19 protein-coding genes are annotated in these 24,071 nt (G+C 58.5%); 12 read left to right on the forward strand and 7 right to left on the reverse strand.

Annotation, left to right across the window (positions count from 1 at the left end; genetic code table 11):
• Nucleotides 1-36: 36 nt before the first annotated feature.
• The 3 genes from BQ17_RS21560 to BQ17_RS06150 all read right to left on the reverse strand — a co-directional run bounded on the left by BQ17_RS21560 (nucleotide 37) and on the right by BQ17_RS06150 (nucleotide 2,701).
• Nucleotides 37-186, reverse strand: coding sequence for a hypothetical protein (locus BQ17_RS21560; RefSeq protein ID WP_176722319.1), 150 nt, complete (start codon nucleotides 184-186; stop codon nucleotides 37-39).
• Nucleotides 187-455: 269 nt separating this feature from the next.
• On the reverse strand, nucleotides 456-2,291 hold the full coding sequence (locus tag BQ17_RS06145) for a choice-of-anchor Q domain-containing protein (protein ID WP_089725263.1): 1,836 nt from the start codon (nucleotides 2,289-2,291) through the stop codon (nucleotides 456-458).
• A 197-nt stretch (nucleotides 2,292-2,488) separates the two neighbouring features.
• Complete coding sequence (locus BQ17_RS06150; protein ID WP_089725265.1) at nucleotides 2,489-2,701, reverse strand: hypothetical protein; 213 nt, start codon at nucleotides 2,699-2,701, stop codon at nucleotides 2,489-2,491.
• Between the two features lie 540 nt (nucleotides 2,702-3,241).
• Here BQ17_RS06150 and BQ17_RS06155 point away from each other — a divergent pair.
• Complete coding sequence (locus BQ17_RS06155; RefSeq protein ID WP_089725268.1) at nucleotides 3,242-3,817, forward strand: helix-turn-helix domain-containing protein; 576 nt, start codon at nucleotides 3,242-3,244, stop codon at nucleotides 3,815-3,817.
• A gap of 110 nt (nucleotides 3,818-3,927) precedes the next feature.
• Here BQ17_RS06155 and ligA read toward each other — a convergent pair whose 3' ends face one another.
• Together ligA and BQ17_RS06165 are read right to left on the reverse strand one after the other, a co-directional pair.
• Nucleotides 3,928-6,393 (reverse strand): NAD-dependent DNA ligase LigA, encoded by a 2,466-nt coding sequence (gene ligA / locus BQ17_RS06160; RefSeq protein WP_089725270.1) that lies wholly within the window; start codon nucleotides 6,391-6,393, stop codon nucleotides 3,928-3,930.
• Nucleotides 6,390-7,151, reverse strand: a complete 762-nt coding sequence (locus tag BQ17_RS06165; RefSeq protein ID WP_089725273.1) for a cell division protein ZipA — start codon at nucleotides 7,149-7,151, stop codon at nucleotides 6,390-6,392. The genes ligA and BQ17_RS06165 overlap by 4 nt, the downstream gene beginning before the upstream one ends.
• 194 nt (nucleotides 7,152-7,345) lie before the next feature.
• On the opposite strand from BQ17_RS06165, the gene BQ17_RS06170 reads away from it, so the two are divergent.
• The 7 genes from BQ17_RS06170 (at nucleotide 7,346) to BQ17_RS06200 (ending at nucleotide 16,876) form a co-directional block, all read left to right on the forward strand.
• Nucleotides 7,346-8,623 (forward strand): bifunctional folylpolyglutamate synthase/dihydrofolate synthase, encoded by a 1,278-nt coding sequence (locus tag BQ17_RS06170; RefSeq protein ID WP_089725275.1) that lies wholly within the window; start codon nucleotides 7,346-7,348, stop codon nucleotides 8,621-8,623.
• Nucleotides 8,624-8,672: 49 nt separating this feature from the next.
• Complete coding sequence (locus tag BQ17_RS06175; RefSeq protein WP_089725278.1) at nucleotides 8,673-9,587, forward strand: SPOR domain-containing protein; 915 nt, start codon at nucleotides 8,673-8,675, stop codon at nucleotides 9,585-9,587.
• A 25-nt stretch (nucleotides 9,588-9,612) separates the two neighbouring features.
• A complete protein-coding gene (locus BQ17_RS06180; RefSeq protein WP_089725280.1) occupies nucleotides 9,613-10,155 on the forward strand; it encodes a CvpA family protein in 543 nt (180 codons plus the stop codon).
• Nucleotides 10,156-10,486: 331 nt separating this feature from the next.
• A complete protein-coding gene (gene purF / locus BQ17_RS06185; RefSeq protein WP_089725282.1) occupies nucleotides 10,487-12,001 on the forward strand; it encodes an amidophosphoribosyltransferase in 1,515 nt (504 codons plus the stop codon).
• A gap of 92 nt (nucleotides 12,002-12,093) precedes the next feature.
• A complete protein-coding gene (locus BQ17_RS06190; protein ID WP_089725284.1) occupies nucleotides 12,094-14,958 on the forward strand; it encodes an HsdM family class I SAM-dependent methyltransferase in 2,865 nt (954 codons plus the stop codon).
• Nucleotides 14,959-14,960: 2 nt separating this feature from the next.
• Nucleotides 14,961-15,695, forward strand: coding sequence for a hypothetical protein (locus BQ17_RS06195; RefSeq protein WP_089725286.1), 735 nt, complete (start codon nucleotides 14,961-14,963; stop codon nucleotides 15,693-15,695).
• The gene (locus tag BQ17_RS06200) at nucleotides 15,692-16,876 is read left to right on the forward strand and encodes an O-succinylhomoserine sulfhydrylase (protein WP_089725288.1); all 1,185 of its coding nucleotides are present in this window, start codon (nucleotides 15,692-15,694) and stop codon (nucleotides 16,874-16,876) included. Before BQ17_RS06195 ends, BQ17_RS06200 begins: the two co-directional genes overlap by 4 nt.
• A gap of 158 nt (nucleotides 16,877-17,034) precedes the next feature.
• On the opposite strand, the gene BQ17_RS23990 is transcribed toward BQ17_RS06200, so the two are convergent.
• Both BQ17_RS23990 and BQ17_RS23995 read right to left on the reverse strand, forming a co-directional pair.
• Complete coding sequence (locus BQ17_RS23990; RefSeq protein ID WP_369406459.1) at nucleotides 17,035-17,475, reverse strand: ComF family protein; 441 nt, start codon at nucleotides 17,473-17,475, stop codon at nucleotides 17,035-17,037.
• Between the two features lie 88 nt (nucleotides 17,476-17,563).
• On the reverse strand, nucleotides 17,564-17,839 hold the full coding sequence (locus BQ17_RS23995) for a double zinc ribbon domain-containing protein (protein ID WP_369406460.1): 276 nt from the start codon (nucleotides 17,837-17,839) through the stop codon (nucleotides 17,564-17,566).
• Nucleotides 17,840-18,501: 662 nt separating this feature from the next.
• On the opposite strand from BQ17_RS23995, the gene BQ17_RS06215 reads away from it, so the two are divergent.
• The 4 genes from BQ17_RS06215 (at nucleotide 18,502) to BQ17_RS06230 (ending at nucleotide 23,974) form a co-directional block, all read left to right on the forward strand.
• A complete protein-coding gene (locus BQ17_RS06215) occupies nucleotides 18,502-18,849 on the forward strand; it encodes a hypothetical protein (protein ID WP_089725292.1) in 348 nt (115 codons plus the stop codon).
• Nucleotides 18,849-21,686: an NACHT domain-containing protein gene (locus BQ17_RS06220; protein WP_089725295.1), complete on the forward strand. Its 2,838-nt coding sequence runs from the start codon at nucleotides 18,849-18,851 to the stop codon at nucleotides 21,684-21,686. The genes BQ17_RS06215 and BQ17_RS06220 overlap by 1 nt, the downstream gene beginning before the upstream one ends.
• A 953-nt stretch (nucleotides 21,687-22,639) precedes the next feature.
• The gene (locus BQ17_RS06225) at nucleotides 22,640-23,614 is read left to right on the forward strand and encodes a glycosyltransferase (protein ID WP_218068131.1); all 975 of its coding nucleotides are present in this window, start codon (nucleotides 22,640-22,642) and stop codon (nucleotides 23,612-23,614) included.
• 120 nt (nucleotides 23,615-23,734) lie between these two features.
• Entirely contained in the window at nucleotides 23,735-23,974 is a 240-nt protein-coding gene (locus BQ17_RS06230; RefSeq protein ID WP_089725298.1) for a hypothetical protein, read from the forward strand.
• Nucleotides 23,975-24,071 lie beyond the last annotated feature (97 nt).

The raw sequence follows: 24,071 nt of genomic DNA on the forward strand, positions 1-24,071 counted from the left end.
CACAAGGCGTCTGCTCTGACCGTTGCCGACAGCTGGTCATTGGGTGCGTAAGCCGTCTGAAAGACGGCGGTCCCAGCCGCACTCGCGTCCCCGCAACGCCGACATGTTGTCGGCCCCTAGGACCGCCGACATGTTGTCGGCTCCTGGGACCGCCGACATGTTGTCGGCCCCTGGGATCGCCGACATGTTGTCGGCTTCCGGGACCACCGATATTTCGTTGGCCCTTCTGGCTAGCGGCTAGGATCCCTTGAGGGAACCAGACTTTTACAAATGAGTCAAATTCGTGCAGGGCATAAAAGGATGGGATTCCCTGTTTTGATCCTCCGCGCTTGCTATTTTGGTATGCATTGCACGAAAAATGCACGTCTTGTCGGTCTGAGGCGAAGCCTCGCTAGGTTTTGTCGGGTTAAGACGCTTTCAGGTCGGTTTGCAGCGCTCGATCCGGAGATACGTGCCTAACCCGACCTACCACGCCTTCGATACTGCTCGCAGTCGGTCAGCTTGGCGTCCAGGATGCCTACGTCGTCGCCTTGGGCGCCGAGCAGGATGTCCAAGGCGATATGGGACAGGCCGTACTCGGTGGCGCCCTCGTCGCTGCCGGCATGGTCGGCGCGCCAAGCCTCGCGGTAGGATGCCAGGCGCGCGAGATAGAACGCCAGCCCGCCGGGCTCGGCCGTGCGATCGAACACGTTCCGATACAGGTTGTGGATCAGCTCGGCGTCACTCAGCCCGCTGAAGCGCTGGGTGTATTCCTGGGAGGTGCCAAAGGCGGCGATGATGGGAGTCAGATCGGTGCCGCCGCCTTCCGCATCCAGGCGTTCGCACCAGTAGCGAAAGCCGCCGCACTCGGCACAGCGCCCGTAATAGCCGCGATAGGCCCGATGGATCCACAGCTTGGCCGCGTCGCTGCACTGGATGTCGGCGCGGCAACCACTGCCGGTGTTTGGCGTGCCGGCGGTGCCGGTGGTCGTGCCGGGGGACGGGTCTTCAGGACTACCGGTCCCGGTGAAACCGGACTCGTAGGCACCCATATCCACGGCTGCTCCCTGGACGCGCGGCTGTCCCCGTTGATCGGTGCTCAGCGTCGTCGTACCGCCGGCGTCGATGGCCGGGCTGCCCGACTGCAAGGCATGGGTCTTGACACAGGCGCCGCCGGATGGGGTCGTACAGCCGTTGTCTGCGAGTGATCCCAGCCGCGGGGCCTGCTCCCCGATGAGGTTGCCGTCGGTCGCGCTCAGATCGCAGGCCTGGGCGCCGGTCGCCTGGAGCAGGCTGTTGGCGGCGGTGACGGCGGCACTCGATTCCTTTTCGCAATCGCTGGCGCCGGCGCTGGTACCGGCGCCCTTGGTATTGCCCGCCAGGATGCTGCTAGTGAAGGTGGCCGTGCCGGTAAAGAGATACACCCCGCCGCCCTTGGCGCCCCCGCGCGTGGCGTTCTTCGTGACCGTGCTGTTGGTCAGGGTGACGGTTCCTTTGCTATAAATCCCACCGCCATCGGCGTTGCCCCCTTGCGTGTAGTTCCCCGAAACGGTGCTGTTGGTCAGCGTGACAGTGCTGCTGCCATAAATCCCACCGCCCCTGCTGTTGCTGCCTTGCGTGTAGTTCCCCGAAACGGTGCTGTTGGTCAGCGTGATCCCTGCACTGCTGGCAATCCCGCCACCAGAGGCGTCTTCCGTGTAGTTCTCCGAGACGGTGCTGTTGGTCAGGGTGACGGTCTGGTGGCCAAAAATCCCGCCGCCATTAGTGCCGGAGCGCTCCGTGTGGCTCCCCGAGACGGTGCTGTTGCCTAATGTCAGGTCGCCCTCCGCGCAGATTGCCCCACCCCCGCCCGTGGTCTTGGCGCAATCAAAACCGCTTCCTATCGCCGTGGTCTTGGCGTTGGTCAGGGTCAGCTGCTCCAGGGTCACCGCCACCCGTTCGGTGACCCCGAAGATGCGTCCGGTGCGGCTGGCTTGATTGCCGTCGATGGTCAGACCGGTCGTGGGGCCAGTGATGGTCAGGGCCTGGGTGATGTCGATCTGATCACCGGTCAGGACGATGGGGCCCGTCACGCCGGCGGCGAAGGTGATGCGATGGGGCCCGGTACCGGCGGCGTTGGCTTGGGTTACTGCCTCGCGCAGGCTGCCGGTGCCGTTATCGTTCGCATTGGTGACGGTGAAGTCCTGCGCCTGGGCGGCGCCGGCGCCCATAGCCAGGAGGGCGACCGCCAAGGCCAGGGCGACCGCCCGGAGCCGGGAGACACGGATGCAATCCCTTCCCGCGACCTTGGGGTCAACGAAAAAACGGGTCATGGGCTGGGGCCCTCTCTGGATCGAATTGATGGTAGGGTCCGCTGTGCGGACTGCTGGGATGTTGCGGTCATTTGCGTCGATTTGCGGCTAAATTTTCTATTTCGCTCGTTGAGAGCATACGTACTAGGTTTTGTCGGGTTACGGCGCCTTCAGGTCGGTTTGCATCGCTCGACCCAGCGACACGCGCCTAACCCGACCTACTTTTTTCGCGGTGGATCCGCATCCGCTTGGTCGATCTCAATCTCTATCGCCCGTGACGCGACCTCGGGTTCGACCAGCTCGATCCACCCGGATGGTCCCAGGAGCTCGCAAGGCTGAGGACAGGCAGACGATCTTCGATAATTGATGGTGACGTCATTGTCCGCCGTGAGTGTCAGGGTGACCTGTTGGTCGCCGGTGGCCGTGGCCAAACATTTGTATCTAAAATGCAAGAATCTTGTGAATCCTGGGTAATCCTGTAAATCCTGTCCTATTATAGGATTGCGCGACAAATAATCCAGGACCGCGCCTTAGTAATGGCATTGGGCTGGAGCATAGGGTGGGGGGGCCGGCACTCCTGCAACTAACTCCTCTCCCTCCGAGGGTGTCGCAAAAGGCACCGATCTTTGCCCTTTGACCCCCTCTCCCCACCCCCTCTCCCTCCAGGAGGGTGTTGTAAAAGGGCTTTCTCGCGTCATTTAAATATTAACCACCACCCTTTTTTCAACTCAAGAATCCCCTACTGGCGTTTGAGCTCAATCGTAGTGGTATCCATCCGGCCAAATAGGAAAAGAAAGGCTCAACCCTGATATACGGTTCAAAATATCGGAAAATATAAACAACTGAGGCAGGCCACGTTCCGTCTTTTAAACAAAATAAGAAAAATTAATGGCTTTGTATACCGCTCTCATATGATTTTTGAGTTTAAGAACCGCGCGTAACCAGCTGAAGATACTTGTAACATATAGGGCATGCTCGACTACACGCTTTCAACCGAACAGCTCGCCGAACTGCGGGCGGCGCATCGCAGCGCCCATGAGAAGCGCGCCGCTGACCGAATCAAGGCGGTAGTGTTGCTTGCCACCGACTGGACAGCGAAACAAGTAGCCGAAGTCTTGTCGGTCGATACCACTACCGGGCGCAACCATTTCAAACGCTATCGCCAAGGCGGTATCGAGGGGTTGCGTCGTGTCGGTACCGAGGTTGGCGGAAGCACGTGCGCGCTCGCCGCAGATGATCTGGCGAGCTTGGACGCTCATCTGCAAGCGCACCGGGACCTGTCGGCCAAGGCGATCGCGCACGGGGTGGAAGACACCGTCGGGATCTCCTACACCGAGAGCGGCATGACTGCGGTGCTGCATCGCTTGGGCGACGTCTACAACAAGCCGAAGTTGGTCCCTGGCAAAGCCGACCCGAAGGCGCACGAACAATTCCTCCGCGATTACGAGAACCTGAAAAAAACCACGGCTAAAGACGACCCGGTATACTTCATGGATGCCGTCCATCCGCAACACAATCTCGTGTGTTTTGAGAAGGCTTGGGTATAATCAGCAATGACGGGTAGCTAACCCACCAGATCGTCGTTCCGGCTGGGACGCCGGAACCCAGCGGCCAAGGATGGCACGTCCGCAAGAAGCAGACCGCGGATCTCCATTCCTCAATCCCCACCCAATAGATCGGCGAGTCCTTCCTCATCCACTAGGGTAACTCCGAGCGCTCGTGCCTTGGTCAGCTTGGACCCAGGGTCCGCACCGGCGATCAGGTAGTCCGTCTGCTTGGAGACGGTGCTGGTCACCTTGGCGCCGCGCGCCTGCAACGCCGATTTGATCCGATCGCGGGACCGGCTCAGGGTGCCGGTGATGACGACCGTCTTGCCGGTCAAGGGTAGCTGGTCGGGCGCCGCGGCGGGGACCGCCGGCGTCTCCCAATGAACACCGGCGCTCAACAACCGCCGGATCACGATCCGGTTGCGACGCTCGGCGAAGAAGCCGACGATCCGTTCGGCAACCACCTCCCCGACGCCGGGCACCCGACTCTCTTTCCGGTACTCCAGGTCTTCCACCTGCGCCCGGCTCAGCGCCTGGAAAGTCTTGAAGTGATCGACCAGGGCTGCGGCCACCTTGGTGCCGACGCCGGGGATCTTCCGCGCCGCCAGCCAATCGGAAAATGCGCCTTCGGGGGTAAACTCAGGCTTATCCTCGAAGAACCGGCGGATGGCCCGTGCGGTCTTGTGGCCAACGCCTTTTATCCCCTGCTCCAAATCATCGACCTGGGCCTGGCTCAGCGCCTGGAAAGTCTCGAAGCGATCGACCAGGGCCGCGGCCACATTGACAGTGACGCCGGGGATCTTCCGCGCCACCAGCCAATCGGAAAACGCGCCTTTGGGGGTAAATGCGGGTTTATCCTCGAAGAACTTGCGGACGGCCCGCGCGGTCTCGGGGCCGACACCCTTGACGCCCCATTGCGGCACCAGGTCTTCGACCCGTCGGATCTTCCTCAGCTGTCGCCAGTCCGGAAAGGCGTCCGCGAGGGCCTGTGCGGTTGCCTCACCCACCTCTCGGATTCCGAGCGCAAAAATAAACCGGGCCAGGGTGGTGGATTTGCTCTCCTCGATGGCCGTAAGCAGGTTGGCGACCGATTTCTTGCCCATGCGCTCCAAATCGATGAGCTGCTCGCGCTTTTCCTTCAGGGTATAGAGATCCGCAGGGTCTGCGAGCATCCCCCTGTCCACCAGCTGCTCGATGAGCTCCTCCCCCAACCCTTCGATGTCCATGGCCCGCCGCGCGGCGAAGTGCCAGATCGTCTCCTTGCGCTGTGCCGGACAGTGGAGGCCGCCGGTGCAACGGGCAATGGCCTCTCCCGCGGGCTTCACCACCGGGGAATTGCAGTCCGGGCAGCTCCGGGGGAGCTTAACCGGCTCGGTCCCTGGTGGCCGGCGCTCGGGCAGGATCCGCACTACCTCCGGGATGACGTCGCCGGCGCGGCGGATGTAGACGGTGTCCCCGGCCCGAATGTCCTTGCGTCGGATCTCGTCCAGGTTGTGCAGGGTGGCGTTGGAGACGGTGGCGCCGCCCACGAAGACGGGCTGCAAACGGGCCATCGGGGTAACGGCGCCGGTGCGACCCACATTGAACACCACCGCCTCGACGGTGGTGAGCGCCTCCTGGGCGGGAAACTTGTAGGCAATCGCCCAGCGCGGCGCGCGGGCAACGAAGCCCAGGGCCTCTTGATCGGCCAGGGAGTCGACCTTGAATACTACGCCGTCGATGTCATAGTCGAGGGCGTCACGCTTGGTCTCGATCTCCTGATGATAGGCGATGCAGGCCTCGATGCCGTCCAGCACCCGCAGCTCCGGGGAGGTACGCAGTCCCCAGTCTTTCAGCAACGCCAGACGCTCGCTATGGGTGGACGCCGGGGTGCCGTCCTGCACCGCGCCCAAGCCGTAACAGAACATGGTCAGGGGCCGCTGGGCCGTGATTTTGGGGTCGAGCTGCCGCAGGCTGCCGGCGGCGGCGTTGCGGGGATTGGCGAAGGTCTTGCCGTCCTCTTCTCGGGCCCTGGCGTTGATGGCCGTAAAACCGGTTTTGGGCAGAAAGACCTCGCCGCGCACCTCCATCAGCGTCGGCCAGCCTTCGCCTCGCAACCGCAGGGGCACGGAGCGGATGGTGCGCACCTGGGCCGTCACGTCCTCACCCCGACGTCCGTCGCCACGGGTGGCCGCCCGGCGCAATCGCCTCCCTTCGAAGATCAAGCTGATAGCCAAGCCGTCCAGCTTGGGCTCGGCCAGGTAGCGGACCCGGTCATACCCGAGCCGCTCGCACACCCGGCGGTCGAAGGCCCGCAGCTCGGCCTCGTCAAAGGCGTTCTCCAAGGAGAGCATGGGGACCAGGTGTTCGACCTCGGCGAAGCTCGCCAGGGGCTCGCCGCCCACCCGCTGGGTCGGTGATTCGGGGCTTATCAGGTCCGGATATCGGGTCTCCAGGTCCTGGAGCTCGCGCCACCGTCGGTCGTACTCGGCGTCCGGGACCTGCGGGTCGTCGCGGACATAATAGTGGTAGTTGTGGTGATCGATCTCCCGCCGCAGCTCCTCGATACGGGAGCGAACGGCGATGGGGACGCTCATTGGGGGTCCGGATCAGTCAGCCGCCAAGCCATCAGCTCATGGACCCGATCCCGCAAACGCTCCTCCGACTCGGGCGTGAGCGATTCCCTGCTCCCGATGCGGATCTCCGCCTTGAGCGCATCGGCCAGGCAATGCGCGGCGGTGAGCATCGCTTCCAGTCGGGACGGGTCGTCGGGGGCGCCTTCCACCTGGGAGAACAGGGTCAGCCCGGGCGATTCGAACTCGTCCATGGCACCGAAGGGAAAGGTCCCGGGCTTGACCATGTTGGCCATACTGAACACCGGATGCTCGGTGGACTCGGCATCGGCGTAACAGTGGAAGATCTCCATTTCCCCAGGCTCGACTCCGCACCGCCCGGCCGCACGCACGATGGTCTCGCCGTCGAAGCCCCCCTCTTTCGGGATGATATGGAGCGACAGGACCATCGGACTCTTGGGGCGCACCGGCCCCCGCCTGTCCGCTACCACCGGCGGCTCCAGCTCGAGCTCCGACTGATCCGACTGATCCGGCCGGTCCGGCGGCAATGGCGGCCCGGACCGCTCTCGGGCGTCGTCGCCCGCAGCTGTGCCATCGCTCTTATCGCCCGCCTCATCGGCCCCGGTGTCGAGCCAGGGCTCGCGCTTGTCATCGTCCGGTTCGCTTCTCTCGTAAGGCCCCTCCTTATCGGAACGGGCCCGCCGCCGTTCCCAGATATAGAGTCCGCCCAGCACCAGACCACCGGCGACGATCAAGAGCAAACGAAGTGTATCGGCATCCATTCGAGGCCTCTTCGACTTAAGGAAGTGCACAGATGGTGTGTAAGTATAATCCCAGAAACGCCCCGCGATCACGCTATGCGACGATCGTTCAGCAATCCTGAATTATCCGGCGCTGGTTGGGAGGCCGGACTGCGGATTAAAAAATCCGCGCCCGCCTAGCTTCGGATCCCCGCGTGTATGCAGGAACGGGATCAATGAGATTCGACGACCTCCAAAGCTGGCTGCGTTGGCAGGAGACCCTGCACCCAAGGACTATCAAGCTGGGGCTGGAGCGTAGCGCGGCGGTCTGGTCCCGGCTGCAACGCGACTCGGTGGCTTTCCCCGTCATCACCATCGCCGGCACCAACGGCAAGGGCTCTTGCGCCGCCATGCTCGAGTCCATCTACCGTGCCGCCGGCTATCGGACCGCCTGTTATACCTCCCCCCACCTGCTGCGCTACAACGAGCGCATCCGCCTGAATGGGCTGGAGATCCGGGACGCTACCCTGTGCGCCGCCTTTGAGCGCGTCGATCGGGCACGCGGGGCCTCGACCCTGACCTATTTCGAGTTCGGCACCCTGGCCGCCCTGGACCTATTCGTCCGTGCCCAACCGGATGTTGCGATTCTGGAGGTGGGTCTCGGCGGACGGCTGGACGCGGTCAATATCCTGGACCCGGACGTTGCGGTAGTGGCCACCATCGGTATGGACCACGCCGCATGGCTCGGTGACACCCCGGACCGGATTGCTGCGGAGAAGGCCGGCATTTTCCGGCCCCACCGGCCTGCCGTCGTGGGGCATCGGGCACCCTCCGGGGCCTTGCTCGAGCGGTCCGAAACGCTCGGCTGCGATCTGTTCGTCCTGGGGCGCGATTTCGATTGGGAAGACGAGGGTTCCACCTGGCACTGGCTGGGCCCTGAACTGGTGCAGACAGGTCTGCCCGCGCCCGCCCTACGTGGGATCTTCCAACGCGACAATGCCGCCACTGTCCTGATGACGGTCGCTTGCCTGAATCCGCGTCTACCGGTGGCGATCCCTCACCTGAGCCTGGGTTTGCAGCGGACACACCTGCCGGGGCGCTTCCAGATCGTGCCGGGCGCGGTGACCTGGCTCCTGGATGTCGCCCACAATGCGCAGGCGGCCGCAGCGCTGGCGGCCAACCTGCGCGCCTTCGATTGCCCAGGTCGCATGCATGCGGTGCTCGGGGTCCTGCAGGACAAGGACCCGCAGGCCATCGCCGAACCCCTGGCCGGGCAAGTCGATGCCTGGTACCTGGGGCAAAGTGCAGACCCCCGGGCCTTGCCCACCGCCGAGCTGCGCGCGGGGTTGGAGGGCCTGGCAGCGGAGCGGGATCTGCACGGATGCGAGGGCATTACCGAAGCGCTCCGGACCGCGGCGGACAGGGCCCGGGCAGGCGACTGCATCCTGGCATTCGGATCCTTCACCACTGTCGAGGCGGCCTTACGCTATATCCACGGCGCGGCGGCATCCTGATATAATCTTTGGAACATTCCACTCGGGCAACGCTGTTGCGGGAAGGCTTATGGAGGAAGGAGCAAAACGACGTCTGATAGGCGCGGCGGTCATCGTCGTGCTGCTGGTGATCTTTCTCCCCATGCTCCTGGAGGAGGAGGAGACCTTACAGCCGGTATCGGAACAGGAAATGGCGATTCCTCCAGCGCCGGACTTCGACCAGGGCTATGATGCTTCTGTCCAGGAGCCTCCGGTCGAGCCCCCCGTGTCCACGTTCTCCGAGTATCAGGAGCCGACGCAGGGGGATCCGTCGCTACCGCAGGAGCTCCCGCCGCCGGAGTTCTTCGAGACACCCGCAATCAAGAGACCCGAGCTCGGGCCCGAGCCGGACCTGGTCCCGGTCGAGGAAGCACTGCCCGCGGCCGAGCCGAAACCGGCACCCAAGGCGACCGCGATCCCCAAACCGAAAACACCGCCCGCGGCCAAGCCGAAGCGGGCGCCCAAGGCAACCGCGACCCCCAAGCCGAAAGCGCGGCCCGCGGCCAAGCCGAAGCGGGCGCCCAAGGCAACCGCGGCCCCCAAGCCGAAAGCGCGACCCGTGGCCAAACCGAAGCGGGCGCCCAAGGCAACCACGACCCCCAAACCGAAAGCGCGGCCTGCGGCCAAGCCGAAGCGGGCGCCTAAGGCAACCGCGACCCCCAAACCGGCACCCTCGCAACCCGCGGCTCCGGCCCGGTCGTCCACGAGCCCCTCCTCCTGGGTCATCCAGGTGGCCAGCGTGCGGGAGTACGCACGTGCCGACACGCTGGTGCAGGATTTGCGCGTCAAGGGATTTCCCGCCTTTATCCAGGAAGCACGGGTGAAACAGAAACTGTGGTACCGGATCCGCATCGGGCCGGAATTGACGCGCAAACGCATCGAGTCGGTGGCCGCTAAGCTGCGGAGGAAAACGGGGCGGAAGGGCCAGATTCAGCGTTACCCCTGAGGGGCAAACAAGCGGCAAATCAAGCATGGCCTGGGTCGATTACACCATCATTGGGGTCATTGCCCTGTCCGCCCTCATCGGGTTCGTGCGCGGGTTCGTGCGCGAAGTGCTCTCTTTCGTTATCTGGTTTGTTGCCCTGTTTGTCGCCTGGACCTTCCATAAGGAACTTGCCGGTGTGCTCGCGCGTTGGATCGCGAGCGCCTCCCTCCAGGAGGAACTTACCGAGGAGCTCGCGCGCTGGATCACGAGCCCCAATTTCCAGATCATCGTCGCCTTCCTGATCCTGGTCCTCGGGGTATTGGTCCTCGGGGCAATCTTAGGCTACCTGCTTTCCGTACTGTTGAAAAAGAAGGGGTTTACCGGCATAGATCGCGTCCTGGGAAGCCTGTTCGGTGCGGCCAGGGGGGTAATTCTGGCAGCAATGTTGGTGTTCCTCGGGTCGCTCACGTCTTGGCCGGAAGACGCCTGGTGGCGGCAATCGTCCCTTATCGGCCACTTCCAGGTCCTGGCCGAGCGTATCCTGGAGCAAATCCCGGTGCAGGTGACGGACCGGTTGAAGGATCTGTAGCGCGCGCCGAGTCCGGACCCGTCGAGCCCGGCGATTCATCGGTGAAGGCGATATCGGATCTACCCGTCATACCCAGGTCGTGTTGACATTTATCCGGGCGACATCCTTTATTGTCCGCAGATTTTTACAGCGGGAATTCTTTTTTTGCCGCCAATGAACGCCAATCGATTGCGATTGGCTCGCCATCATCGACGCTTTTAGTCCATTGACGTTTATTTGCGGCTAAATTTTCCGTGGAGATCCTGCCAGCTCAATGGTATCGGTCGTTGAGGGCATCCATATTAGATTTTCCGCCCCGATACAGGTCGCTTGCATCCGCTAGAGGTACGTCATGTGCGGCATCGTCGGCATCGTCGGCCAGGGGCCGGTCAACCAATCCCTTTATGACGCCTTGCTGGTCCTGCAACACCGCGGACAAGACGCCGCCGGCATCGTCACCAGCGAAGGCGAGAAGCTCCATCTGCGCAAAGACAGCGGCCTGGTCCGGGACGTCTTCCGCACCGAACACATGCTCTACCTGCGGGGTAACATGGGCCTGGGGCACGTGCGCTATCCCACGGCGGGCCTTTCAAGCTGCGCGGAGGCCCAACCCTTCTACACCAATTCTCCATACGGGATCGTGCTGGCGCACAACGGCAACCTCATCAATGCCGAGGCGCTCAAGCGCGATCTCTACGCCGAAGATCTGCGCCACCTGAACACCGCATCGGACTCGGAGGTCCTGCTCAATATCTTCGCCCACGAGCTGCAGCTTCAAGGCAAGCTGCGGATCGACGAACGGGATATCTTCGATGCCGTGGCAGGGGTCCATCGGCACTGCCGCGGGGGCTACGCGGCGGTCCTGATGATTCCGGGGTTCGGCGTCTGCGGCTTTCGGGATCCCCACGGCATTCGGCCCGCGGTCTACGGCAAGCGCAAGACCGACGCGGGCATCGAATACATGATCGCCTCCGAGAGCGTGGCCCTGGACACCCTGGGCTTCAAACTCATCGCGGATATCGCGCCGGGCGAGGCGGTATTCATCGACGCCGAGGGTCGGCTGTACAGGAAACAATGCGCGGAACAGCCGGTACTCTCGCCCTGCATCTTCGAGTTCGTCTATTTTGCGCGGCCGGACTCCATCATCGACAACATCTCGGTCCACCGGGCGCGCCTGCGCATGGGGAAAAAGCTGGCCGCGAAGATCAAGCGCGAGTGGCAGGACCATGACATCGACGTGGTCATCCCCGTACCCGAGACCAGCCGCACCGCTGCCCTCCAGGTCGCCGACGGGCTGGGCATCGGTTTCGCGGAAGGTTTCATCAAAAACCGTTACATCGGGCGCACCTTCATCATGCCGGGGCAGAAGGTGCGCAAGAGGTCTGTGCGCCAAAAGCTCAACGCCATCGATCTGGAGTTCCGGCGCAAGAACGTACTGCTGGTGGACGACTCCATCGTCCGGGGGACCACGTCCCGGCAGATCATCCAGATGGCACGGGACGCGGGTGCCAAGCGGGTCTATTTCGCCTCCGCGGCCCCACCGGTACGTTATCCCAATGTCTACGGCATCGACATGCCCACCGCGAGCGAGCTCATCGCCCACGGCCGTTCCGAGGATGAAGTCTGCCGCCTGCTCCGAGCGGACGGCCTCATCTTCCAGGATCTGGACGACCTGATCGAGGCGGTCCAGAAGAAGAACAAGAGCGATGTGGACCGCTTCGACACCTCGGTATTCGACGGCGAATACGTGACCGGAGACGTCACCACTCGGTATCTCGATCAGCTCGAGCAGAACCGTAGCAACAGCATCAGGGAATCCGCCTCCAGGCCCAGCGAAACGGTCATCGAGCTCTACAACACGGCCTGATCCCATGCCCAGTCGCCTCGTATCCTACAGTTGTCAGGGGGCAGTCACTCTCGTTCCCACGCGCCGCGTGGGAACGAGAAATAAGGTTTATAATGAAAAGCCATTCTCTCCGGTTAGTTGATTTTACTGATGGTGACGGAGATCCTACTACAGGATTAGTGCCTGTAGGGAGTGCTTCCAATACGCTCAATCTCGAAACTGACGAAAAAGTAGCACTTTTTGAAGCTGAGCTATTCGAGCATATAGGTTTCGTATTCTTCCGCCGTTTCTCAGATGGTCGGTCGTCTCAAATTTCAGCTTATGTCGTTGATAACTCTGATGAGCATCTTAATGAAAAAGAATTAGCTGAACTTCATTTAAAAGTCTGGCTTCATGGTACTGCGCCATTGCTTTATATCGCTTGGCCCAGCCGAATTGATGTATTAACCTGTGCTCGAGGACCAGACTTTTGGGAGTCTGATGCTAAAGAGTGTCAGTATAATCCCGTAGACAAAATAGATAGTAAAACTTTGAGGACTGCTGGTGCTATAAATGTTGAACTACAAAGGTTTTCAGCACTGGGGCTGGCTGATGGAACTTTTTGGGAAGAACCTATTAATAAGGAATTAGCAGATCATAACAAGGCCGCACACCAATCTTTAATCCAGGCCGTAGTGGAAGCTGATAGCGAGCTTGATGGAGAAGAGAAGCCCATTCTCCGTCGTTTACTTTTGTTAATGGTATTGATCAAATATCTCGAAGATCGTCGTGTTTTCCCGAATGGTGGTTGGTTTGGTGAATTCCATAAGGGGGCCAAAAGTTTTTTTGATGTATTGCGAGGCGGTAAACCCGAGAATGTATATAACCTATTGAACTTTTTGGAACAAAAATTCAATGGTGATATTTTTACCGTCCGTCGTGAAGATATTACAAAACCAATCCTTGAAACATTTTCAGATGTTGTCGAGGCCAGAACTCTAAACAAACAGCGATACCTTTGGCAGCAATTCTCTTTCGAACATCTCCCTGTTGAAATTATCAGTCATCTGTATCAACGTTTCGTTAAAGGGGGGCACGGTACTGTTTATACTCCTCCATTTTTGGCATCTCTATTATTAAATCATGCCATGCCTTACAACAAGCTCACTGGCAACGAACGCGTTCTAGATCCAGCATGCGGATCAGGTGTTTTTCTTGTTGGAGCATTCAGGAGGCTCGTTAATGTATGGCGGAGCCGTAATAATTGGCAACGTCCGGATGTCGATACGCTTAAACGAATCCTCAAGGAAAGTATTTATGGGTTTGAATTGGACGCAGGAGCTATTGATTTGACCGCATTTAGTTTGAGCCTGGCTATTTGCGATGCATTGCAACCCGACGTGATTTGGGGAGACTTGAAGTTTGATTATCTCCGTGAATCAAACCTATTTGGAGTAGATTTTTTCAGTGCTATTATCGGGCCTGAAAAAATAGAGTTCAACCCCTGTAAAGAAGATTTCGAAATAATTATAGGTAATCCTCCTTTTGAATCAAAGCTCTCACCAGCCGGAGAGGAAGCAAATAGCATTGCGAAACAGCATAATACTGAGCGTGGAGAACTACCGGACAAACAGGTAGCTTACCTATTTCTGGAACAGGCACTAAATCTTCTTCGACCCAGTGGACAAATTTGTTTAATTCAACCTTCCGACCTACTGCATAACGATAAAACTAAAAATTTTTTCCGTAATGCCATAGCTCGAAAATGTAGAATCAAAGCAATTCTTGATTTTACTTCTATTCGCAACCTATATGAAGCGGATCCTAAGACCATTGCAATCTTAGCCGAAAAGGGAATTCCCGAAGGGGATAATTTGATCGCTCACTGGACTTTTCGTAGAACGGTAAGCGTTCACGAACGGATCTGTTTTGAATTGGATCACTATGATCGGCATCGTATCACGCAAAGACAAGCTGAAGAGTTTCCTTTTATATGGCGAGTGAATCTTCTTGGTGGAGGGCGATTATTAGATATATCGCAACGCCTTCGAGATATACGTAAGCTTGCTGAATTTGTGCGGCACAAAGGCTGGGGTTATGGCGAAGGGTTTATTGCAGCCAAAACGGGAAGGCGAACACCAGCGCCGTTTCTGGAAGGGAAACCCCTCCTTCCTACCGATGCACTTACTGATTCCGGCATAGATGAAGCAAAAATTTCCAATGTGAAAGAAAGACTCTTCTGTTCCGCCCGTACTGAAGACCGCTACACTACACCGCTTGTTTTGATAAAAGAGACAGATTCTCTCCCTATCGTTTTCTGGGATAAAGGGTTTATCGCATATCGGCACCAAATTATTGGTATTCATACCCCTCCGTCGCAGGTATCTGATTTACATCATTTTTATGAATTTCTTATCAAGAATCATGCGCTCTATCGATTTGCTTGTACATTGAACGGAACTCGATCTTTAGTGGGAAAATCCACCTCGATTCTCAAGCGAGATATCGACATTCTGCCTTACCCCGAAGCAGCCGAAGAAATTTCTCTCTCTTTCTGGGAAAATGCCTTGTGCGAGGATGTACTTGAATATATAACCTCCTATGTGCGACTTGGGCAGAATTCAGACTTATTACGAACTGCCGCTGAAGAGCAGGCACTTCGGAATTATTCAAGCCTGTTTGTCCGTATGCTGGGCAGCGTATATGATAATCTGAAAGCATCTGCCCCTGTTTTTCTTGATGGTCTAATCTGTCAGCCATTCTATTTTGGTGAACGCCCAAACCTCGAATGGCTTGCAGAGCACCCTGAAATCGAGCTTCGAAAACTTGTATATTATAAGGAGAATCACAGCCATCTACAAACAGTCCGTTTATTACGCATTTATTCTGAAAATGTCTTATTACTCATAAAACCGGATCGCTTACGCTACTGGATCCGTTCAACTGCAGTTCGGGATGCTGATGAAACCCTTTTAGATCTACGTAAACAGGGATATTGACCATGAATAGGGATCATGTCGAGCCTGAAATGCCATCCATTGGTCAAATCACATCCGGGATTGAACCGAAGGCAGAAAAGATTGTTCCCAAAACCATTTCTTTTGTTCATCAGCAGCTACCGCATTGGCGTGATGACCCTGATAGACCGGATAAAAAATCAGAAGATGAACTGAATTTGCAATTATGCAAATTCCTCGACACACAGGCGCGGAATGATTTTCCAATGGTTCGCTTTAATCATGAAGAGCCTCAGATTGACCGCCGACGGGTAGGTCTCTCAGCGTCACCTGTGAAGGCAGTGACAATTGACGCACGATTATACACCATCTATGATCCTGTCTTGGTCTTTGAATGTAAACGATTTCCTGCTCCTTCTCCAAAAGGGCGTGAAAAGGAGTACGTTACAGGAGGCGACGCTAAAAGTGGCGGAATCCAACGTTTCAAGCTCGGCCTTCATGGGGCCGATTTAAATTCGGCAGTGATGATCGCTTACGTGCAAAAGGACTCGCCTCGCCATTGGTTCTACAAAGTCAATGAGTGGATTGTAGAACTTGCCACAGGCAGAGTTGAAGATATTTGCATCTGGAATAGAAATGAGTTGCTTGAGATGATAGATAAATGCCATCCAAAGAGAATAATCCGCTGCAAATCTGTTCATCTCAGAACTGACAGCGTTACAAATAATATCCGGCTCTTTCATTTTGCTATTGATATGAATATGGAGAGTTATCGATGAGCACCCTGGACGCGTTCGAACTCGCCACCCTTGCCATCCGCGCCGGCCACCACAGGACCCCGGAGGGTGAGCATGGGGAACCCATCTTCACCACCTCCAGCTACGTCTTCACCAACGCCCGCGAGGCGGCGGCCCGCTTCAGCGGCGACGAGCCCGGAAACATCTACTCCCGGTTCACCAACCCCACCGTAGCCATCTTCGAGGAGCGGCTAGCGGCCATGGAAGGGGGTGAACGCTGCGTCGCGACCGCCTCGGGCATGTCCGCCATCCTGAGCCTATGCCTAGGGCTGCTGAAGGCGGGGGACCGGATCCTCTCCTCCCGCAGCATCTTCGGTTCCATTACCATCCTGTTCAACAAGTATCTGACCCGCTTCGGAATCAAGACCCACTATGTACCCTTGGCGGAGCCGGCTGCCTGGGAGCGGGCAATCGACCCCGACACCCGGTTATTGTTTCTGGAGACACCCTCGAACCCCCTTACCGAGATGGCGGACATCCGGGCCCTGGCCGAGCTCGCCCATGCCCACGGCTGTCTATTGGTGGTGGACAACTGCTTCTGCACCCCGGCCCTGCAACGGCCCCTGACCTTGGGGGCGGACCTGGTAGTACACTCCGCCACCAAATACCTGGACGGGCAGGGCCGGTGTGTCGGCGGCGCCGTGGTCGGCAACCATAAGCTCGTAGGCGAGGAAGTCTTCGGCGTACTGCGCACCGCCGGCCCCAGCATGAGCCCCTTCAATGCCTGGGTCTTTCTCAAAGGGCTGGAGACCCTGGAGCTGCGGATGCTGGCCCACGCACGCAATGCCCAGGTACTTGCCGCCTGGCTTGAAAGACAACCCGGCGTGATCAAGGTCTTCTATCCGGGGCTCGATGCCCACCCCCAGCATCACCTGGTCGGGACCCAGCAGCGCACCGGCGGCGGGATCGTCGCCTTCGAGGTGCGCGGCGGAAGAGCGGCCGCCTGGCGGGTCATCGACGCGACGCGCCTGCTCTCGATCACGGCCAATCTAGGGGACACCAAGACCACCATCACCCACCCCGCTACCACCACCCACGGCCGTCTTACCGATGAGGAACGGGAGCTGGCGGGGATCGGCGAGGGCCTGATCCGAATCGCCGTCGGCTTAGAAGCGATCGCAGACATCAAAGCCGATCTGGCGCGGGGGTTTGCTAGGCTATAAAGGTAGAGTCGGTCTGTTTTTTTTGAACCGCAATCTATCCGTAGATTACGCCGATTATCGCAGATTAAAAAGAAATAATCTGTGGGAATCTGCGTAATCTGCGAATAGAAAAGATAGGCGACAAAAATAGTTCCCATTTCGGAACCACCCGGCGGAGATCAGGGCGTACGCGCCACCGCCCAGACGTCCACACGCTCGACGCCAGCCCTCAGCAGCACCCTGGTCAGCTCCGTGACGGTGCTGCCAGTGGTGACCACGTCGTCCAGAATCGCCACCCGTTCGACGCCTGGCGGGTGCAGGACCCGGAATGCCCCGCGCACATTACGCTGCCGCTCCTTGCGCGCCAATCCGGCCTGGGGTGGCGTGGCCGAGACCCGCACACAGCTCTGGATGTCCACCGGAATCGAAAGTTCGCGACCAATGGTGCGGGCAAGCTCGAGGGCCTGGTTGTAACCCCGCTCGCGCAATCGCTTCGCGTGTAACGGCACCGGCACAATCAGGTCCGGCAGCTCGGCGCCACACTCGCCCAGGGTACTTGCCAGGCATTGCCCGAGCAGCCGGGCCAGATTCAGACGGGCCCGGAACTTGGCCCCACCCACTAGTACCTAGTTTCGATTGATACTGCTGGCTTTGACGCTGGAGCATGAGAGCCAACCAGAGGTTATGAATTTGCAATATCGGTCGAAACTAGGTACTTAGGATAGGCAGGGGTCCCTCGTAACGGAAGGCGGCGTAACAGACGGCGTAGGGCGGCAAGCGGCGTTGGCACTCACCGCACAGAGCGCCCGGCGGCAGCTCGGCGGGCAGGGGCAGCGCGCAGCGGCGGCAGCAATGCCGGTTCCTCGGTAGATCCGCCAGACAGGGGGCACACAGATCCAGCCCACCCTGTCCCTGAGCGCCGCAGAGCACACAGGTCGGTGGGTAGAGTCGTTGCAATATCCCGTCTGAGAATTCACGCAACATGAGCAGTTCCGGTGAGACGCTAGATCCTGTTATTTAACTCTAACCGACTGTTTTCACATGTTAAATGGCTGCAACATCGCCGCGGTCCGCACAGCGGACCCTACAATCATCAGATGGTTAGCGTAGGGTCCACCTCACAACGCCAAACAATTCAGGATTGGTTTTCTCATTCGATCCTGGCGCTGTTCGGCGTTATTCGGCGTTGTCCGCAAAGGCGTCTTTTTAATTCGCAGATTACGCAGATTTCCACAGATGAAAAACGAAAGGCTCTTTTGGAGTGCACCGGCAAAGCGGCGCGGCCGAATCGAACCTCAGTGATGGGGGATACCAGCAGCGTTTGCCAGGGACCTGGGCGCTGAATTCCGCACGCGCCGCGGCGACGGCGCTTTCCCCTGGCTGCAACGCCGTATGCATCGCTAAATCCAAAGCGGCGGCGGGCAGGTGCTCTATAGCTAACCCTGTGGTTACCTTGAGCACCGCGAATTCCGGCAAGGACCGGGAAAAGGTTGCCGCCGCACTCCAAAACGTCCGGTAGCATCTTTCCATGGTCGTTAGCAGTCTGGAATCCATAAAGCGCCAAAGCAATTTGCCTCAGAGCGTTTGTCTCCTAACACGACAATCGATATAACGATGAGTACGGGAAGCATTGCGGGAGGCACTGAATGAGCTTCTTATCGAATTTGCTCCAAGGTCTGTCCGGACGCCGGCGGCTGTTTCTCTTCGCCCTCCTGGTTGCCCTGTCGGCGGTCCTCCTGACCTTATGGGCCAGTGACGATCTGCTCACGACTTCCGTAGTTGGGGGCATCGTGGTGCTCCTGTTCGCGCTCGCCAGCCCCTTATGGCGCCCCCGTGATTACGGCCGCATGCGGGTTCGTCTCTATTCTCTGGCAATCATCTCAGGAACGGCTCTCTCCTACGGGTTTTGGTCCGCCAGCCTGACCGCCATTGCCCAACCGTTTCTCGGCCACTTCGAGCTAAATCTCCCCCAACTACGGTACCTGTGGCCGTGATGGTCTTCGTTCTCATGGGGGTGCTGATCGTCAACTACTTCACGCGCGACACGACCACGATGCGTGAGCATCTTTCGGCCCTAGAGCTCTCTGAATCCGAAGGGTTGATGCGTCTCGGACGTGTCCTCCGCAACGACCTCGCTCACCAAGACATCGAAACCCACTGGAGCGGGGAATTCTTCGAGCCCCTGGATGCCGAGGTCGAAGTCAAACGTCGGGGGCGTATCATGCGCCGCACGGCCAGTCTGCTCGAGGCGATCACCAAGGAGCATGCGGCTTCCACCCTCTTGGTGCTGGGCGATCCAGGCTCCGGGAAGAGCGTTGCCCTGCGCAAGCTCGCGGGCGACCTTGTCGATGAAGTGGCGAAAACCAGGCGCCTACCCCTCTACATCAATCTACGTGACTGGCGGCCGAACCGCGTCTGGTCCCGAGAAGATCCACCGACCCCCGGCGATTTCGAGGAATTCCTGCTGTCCCATATAAGCGGCCGTGATCTCTTCGCCGATCGGTACCTGAATGAGCAGATCGGGGACCAAAGCAGGTTCGCTCACCTCCTGGCCGACCGGAGGATCTTTCTGATCCTGGATTCCTTCGACGAGATCCCCCAGCTGCTCGATCAGAGCGAGGCATCCTGGCTCATCGATGCGCTTTCCGATGTCATCTATGGCTACATTGCCGGGGGCCACAATGGCCGGGGTATCCTCGCCTCTCGGTATTTTCGCAGGCCTAGCCTCAAATACCGGGCGGATGCGACGTTCGAAATCCGGCCATTTTCCGACGAGCAGCTTGCCAGCTCCCTCGAACGGCGCTCAGCCTTCGGGCCATCGCAGGTCTTGGCCCTTTTTAGAGAACGACCCCACCTGATTCCGGCCCTGCGGAACCCTTTCATCGCAGGCTTAGTGCCGGGTTTCTCGAAGATCAATCCCGAGCGCCTTCCCGATTCGGAGCTGGACCTCTTCGAGACCTACCTCGATGAGCGACTTGGGGAATGCATCCGTGGAGCACGCGGGTCCGGGGATACGCCGCGGTCGGACCTGAATCGCCTGACACATGCCGCGACCGATATCGCGGTTACCCTGGTCGACAACTTCGGCTTGGAAGCACCCCTCGCGGAGCTGACCCAAGCCGTCGGTGCCCACACTGGAACCACCGCCGAGACCGCTGAGATCGCCGCCAGGACATTAAGATACGGTAGGGTCGTGCGTATCGGATCCGGCATCGACGCCAGCTTCTCCTTCGTACATCGGCGCTTCACGGAGTTCTTTCTCGCCAAGCACCTTCAAAACGATCACGATCGCTTACCTTTGGGGGACATACCCAATGACGGGCGCTGGCGTGAGGCCCTGACACTCTTCGCCGGGGTTGCACCTCCCGCGGAAGCCGAAGTGATCGCGAAATACTGCATAGAATACGCATGTCGTCTTCCGGCCGCTTCGCGCAATCCCACTTCGCACGACTTTCTCGCAGGCGTCCATGCCCTCCGGTTCCTGTCCGCCAGCTTCCGGGCAAGACGAGAGGTTCTCGCGCCGCACGACCCTCAACTCGTGAACATTGTTCGGAACCTACTACGCCCCAGCACCCCTACCCTCGCGGCAAAGATCGGATCGGAAGCCATTGGGCTGCTGCCGAGCACCTCCCTGTCCAGGCTGGTACCGAAGGCACTCGCCTTGCCAAGCGATTGGATCGGACAAACGGCCATCAGATCCTGTCGGCACTTGGCTGGCCTCAGTAAAAAGGTAGTGGGAAGTATTCGCGGATTTGTGATCAAGCTGCCTCAAAAGGATTTCAGCTTGAGGCATCGCGAGCTGAGATTCTCGCTCTCTTTAACGGAAAATCTGGCATCCGTCGCCCGGACAGTTCAGTTTCGCCGATTCGATACTCTGCTCGCACTCGGTGCGCCATTGCCATTGTTGGCAGTCGACGTAACGATGATTATTGCGGCAATAATTCTGTTTCTATTCACATTTTTTATTTTTAAATATTATTTTCTGTTCCTCATTGATATACATGGTTGGCTGAGAGCCAAATACAAGGAAAAAAAGCGAAAAACGGTCACTAATCGTAAAGCTATAGATCGCAAAATTCGCCATTGGATGCGGATGCTAATTCCCCCTTGGTTATATCGCTTACGCGGCGTAGTCAGGCTGCGCCAACAGATGCGACGACGACACATGGCAACCAGTTTGAATCGTAACTTCGATTGGGGGTCCACCTTAGTGTTCTTCCTGTGGCGTCTTCTGCTATTGGTAATCGGTGCCTCAATTCTTGCTAAGGGTGACTCGAATTTCTGGTCATTTGCCCAGGTCTTGCTTCCCGATGAACTGCTGTACGCGGGATCGATAACAGGCATGACGCTTGCTGTTCCCTGGTTCCATAGCTGGGTTGCAATTCGGAATATCGTTAAAAATCCACACCTCATTTACTTCCTGGTTATCCTTTTATTGCTTGTAGGACTCTCCGCTCTGTTAGTCTGGATAATCGACATCGTCATCAAGTTGTTACCATTCCTCACGCCCCTTATCTTTGGGGGCGGTACCCTGGTTTATTTGGGATTCTTTGTTTGGTCTGCGGTCCGACTGATACGACAGTCGCGCCATGACGCCGTACAGCTTCGGAGTATAAAACCGAATCGATCATGGACGCGTGAGCAGATCGCGGCGCAATTGTCGGCTTTCGAGTCGAGCAAAGGACGACTGAAATTTCTCTCCATGCTCGATGAACAGCGAGTCACACCGGAGGGAGAATGGCCGGAGCCCGGCATACCTAGCCTGAACAATACACAGCTTGACACGGTACTCGCCCAACTCGAAGAACGCTGGTTGGGCCTGAATGGTTGATTACAATCCATCCGGGACGCCATAAAGGGGCCATACAATTTTTCCCTCTTCCTCCCACCTGCGACAGGTAGGGGGTAGTGGTAAATTCATTAGTGTTAACGTAGAGAGATTCATCTTTTTGATCCCCTCTCCCAGAGGGAGAGGGGGTATAGCGGCCAGTGCCGTTGGTCATGTTACAACTTAGATATTAACCACTACCAGGTAGGGAATCCTACCCAGTTTTCCCATACTCAATATGATCCGGGCGATTCCGTGGTTAAGAATCACGGCTTCATCAAAACTAAGAAGCTGTTTGGTTAAAACGAATCCGAGCATCGTGTTGCGTTATGCCACGTTCGACGCCGTGCCTGTCCGGGCGCGGTCCTGGGTTATTTGGCGTTGGCTGTGGGATCTGACGTGTTGGGTTACGGCGCGTTCGGCCCTGTCGCTGTGCTTCAGGACCGGGCAGCGCGCCTAACCCAACCTACACCCAAAGCGAGGTCCACGCGGGCAGGCTGCGCGGGGGGTAATGTAGGTGTAGGTTGCGTTGAGACGCAGGCACTCACCTGGATGTCGATCAACGAGCCGTTGGGCGTCGAAACGCAACACGCCAAATCCTTCAGACAACGCCAAACAATTCAGCCCGCATAGGGCGGATAAGCTTACGCCATCCGCCGTATGCCAGCTATCTCTGTCGCCCTAGCCTGACCTGACCTACGACGGGCTACCTGTATAATTACCACGTCCCACGGAAAAACCTGCACCACAATATGTCCCTCCGGACACTTCAGGAATGGTACGCACGGCAGCCCCAACTTTTCAAAAAAAATCCTCGTAATCATCCGGGACCTGACAGCCAACGAAATATCAGTAGTCCCGTGCTCTCGGGTACGATCGACCCACCTCGCTTACCGAAATATTCACGTGCAACGGGTATAATCACCCCTAGCGGCGCTACTGGAAAGGTGGACGACTTGAACGAGACGCAGCATAAGACTACCGGTGCCGAGCTTTCGGTGGTCATCCCCGTCTCCAACCAGGAGGCGGTGTTGACAAAGCTGTTCGACCGTCTCTACCCGGTGCTCGATGGTCTCGGTATCGCCTATGAGGTCGTGTTTGTCGACGCCGGCAGCCGCGATCGCTCCGCGACCTTGCTGCGCCAGCAGTACAAGCTGCGCCCGGATGTCACTCAAGTGCTTCTGCTGCGCGGTAACGCGGGCCGACCTGCGGCCGTCATGGCGGGCGTCGAGGTCTCCGGCGGCGACCGGCTGGTGACCTTGGACGCGGACCCGCGCCATCCCCCCGAAGCGATACCTTGGCTCCTGGCCGAGATGGACCGAGGGCACGACTATGTGGGCAGCTTTCGCCGTCGGTATCAGGACAGCAGATGGCGGGCCTTGGTGTCCAAGGCCATGAATCGCTTGCGGGAGCGGGTGACCCGGATCCGGATGACGGATCCGGGCTGCATGCCGTGCGCCTATGACCGAGCGATCGTGGATGCGATCCGGACTGCCGACGAGCTACTCACCCCGGGCCTGGCCTATATCTATGCCGCCAATCCCACCGAGATCGGGGTCGAAAACACTCAGCAGGCGACAGGCAAACCCAAATACCCCCTTTATGAGTCCATCCATCCCAACCTGGATCTCATGACCGGCTTCTCGTTGATCCCCTTGCAGCTCTTCTCCCTGGCAGGTATCGGGATCGCTCTGGTTTCCTTTGTCCTTGCCGTCTTACTGGCCCTTCGGCGTCTCGTCATCGGACCCGAGGCCGAGGGTGTATTCACCCTGTTCAGCGTCCTCTTCTTCCTGGTGGGCATGATCCTGTTCGGTATCGGTTTAGTGGGTGAGTATGTGAGACGTCTCTGCGAGCAGTCCCGCAGCCGGCCGAACTTCCCTGTGCGGGAGCATCTGCACCCGCGGTCGGGGCCGGCGCAGCCCGAGGTGTGATCTATCGGCCCTAATCCGGGGTGGGAGATCGGAGCGGTCAGGGAGGTAACGAAGCGGCTGCAGCCTTACGATGTAAAGGACCATCAAAAGCGTTACCGGGCAAGTCCGGGAGGCCAGGTTTTGATCCCCGAAACGAACGGCAAGCAGCGTTCGTTTGGCATTCCCACGATCCGAGACCGGGTGGTCGGGACGGCAGCGAGCCTGGTACCGGCGCCGATCATCGAGGCCGATCGACAACCGGAGCAATATGCCTACCGAGAGGGGCGCAATGCGCAGCGAGCGGTACGCCAAATCCACAAGCTGCTGAACACCGGCGACACGGACTTTTCTTTGGTTGTTGAAGTGTGCGCCAGGCGCTAGAGTGGAGTGTCAGGTTATACGGTCGGTATCGGTGCCGATGCTTGAACGACTGCCGATCGCCGAGTAAATCGCAAACATCACCCACCACAGGAGCGCC

Source organism: Candidatus Thiosymbion oneisti (assembly GCF_900092655.1).
Taxonomy (GTDB): Bacteria; Pseudomonadota; Gammaproteobacteria; order Chromatiales; family Chromatiaceae; genus Thiosymbion; species Thiosymbion oneisti.

Coding starts and splice junctions, on each gene's coding strand:
- BQ17_RS21560 (WP_176722319.1), bottom strand. CDS start 186: ATGTCGGCGATCCCAGGGGCCGACAACATGTCGGCGGTCCCAGGAGCC.
- BQ17_RS06145 (WP_089725263.1), bottom strand. CDS start 2,291: ATGACCCGTTTTTTCGTTGACCCCAAGGTCGCGGGAAGGGATTGCATC.
- BQ17_RS06155 (WP_089725268.1), top strand. CDS start 3,242: ATGCTCGACTACACGCTTTCAACCGAACAGCTCGCCGAACTGCGGGCG.
- ligA (WP_089725270.1), bottom strand. CDS start 6,393: ATGAGCGTCCCCATCGCCGTTCGCTCCCGTATCGAGGAGCTGCGGCGG.
- BQ17_RS06165 (WP_089725273.1), bottom strand. CDS start 7,151: ATGGATGCCGATACACTTCGTTTGCTCTTGATCGTCGCCGGTGGTCTG.
- BQ17_RS06170 (WP_089725275.1), top strand. CDS start 7,346: ATGAGATTCGACGACCTCCAAAGCTGGCTGCGTTGGCAGGAGACCCTG.
- BQ17_RS06175 (WP_089725278.1), top strand. CDS start 8,673: ATGGAGGAAGGAGCAAAACGACGTCTGATAGGCGCGGCGGTCATCGTC.
- BQ17_RS06180 (WP_089725280.1), top strand. CDS start 9,613: ATGGCCTGGGTCGATTACACCATCATTGGGGTCATTGCCCTGTCCGCC.
- purF (WP_089725282.1), top strand. CDS start 10,487: ATGTGCGGCATCGTCGGCATCGTCGGCCAGGGGCCGGTCAACCAATCC.
- BQ17_RS06190 (WP_089725284.1), top strand. CDS start 12,094: ATGAAAAGCCATTCTCTCCGGTTAGTTGATTTTACTGATGGTGACGGA.
- BQ17_RS06195 (WP_089725286.1), top strand. CDS start 14,961: ATGAATAGGGATCATGTCGAGCCTGAAATGCCATCCATTGGTCAAATC.
- BQ17_RS06200 (WP_089725288.1), top strand. CDS start 15,692: ATGAGCACCCTGGACGCGTTCGAACTCGCCACCCTTGCCATCCGCGCC.
- BQ17_RS23995 (WP_369406460.1), bottom strand. CDS start 17,839: ATGTTGCGTGAATTCTCAGACGGGATATTGCAACGACTCTACCCACCG.
- BQ17_RS06215 (WP_089725292.1), top strand. CDS start 18,502: ATGAGCTTCTTATCGAATTTGCTCCAAGGTCTGTCCGGACGCCGGCGG.
- BQ17_RS06220 (WP_089725295.1), top strand. CDS start 18,849: ATGGTCTTCGTTCTCATGGGGGTGCTGATCGTCAACTACTTCACGCGC.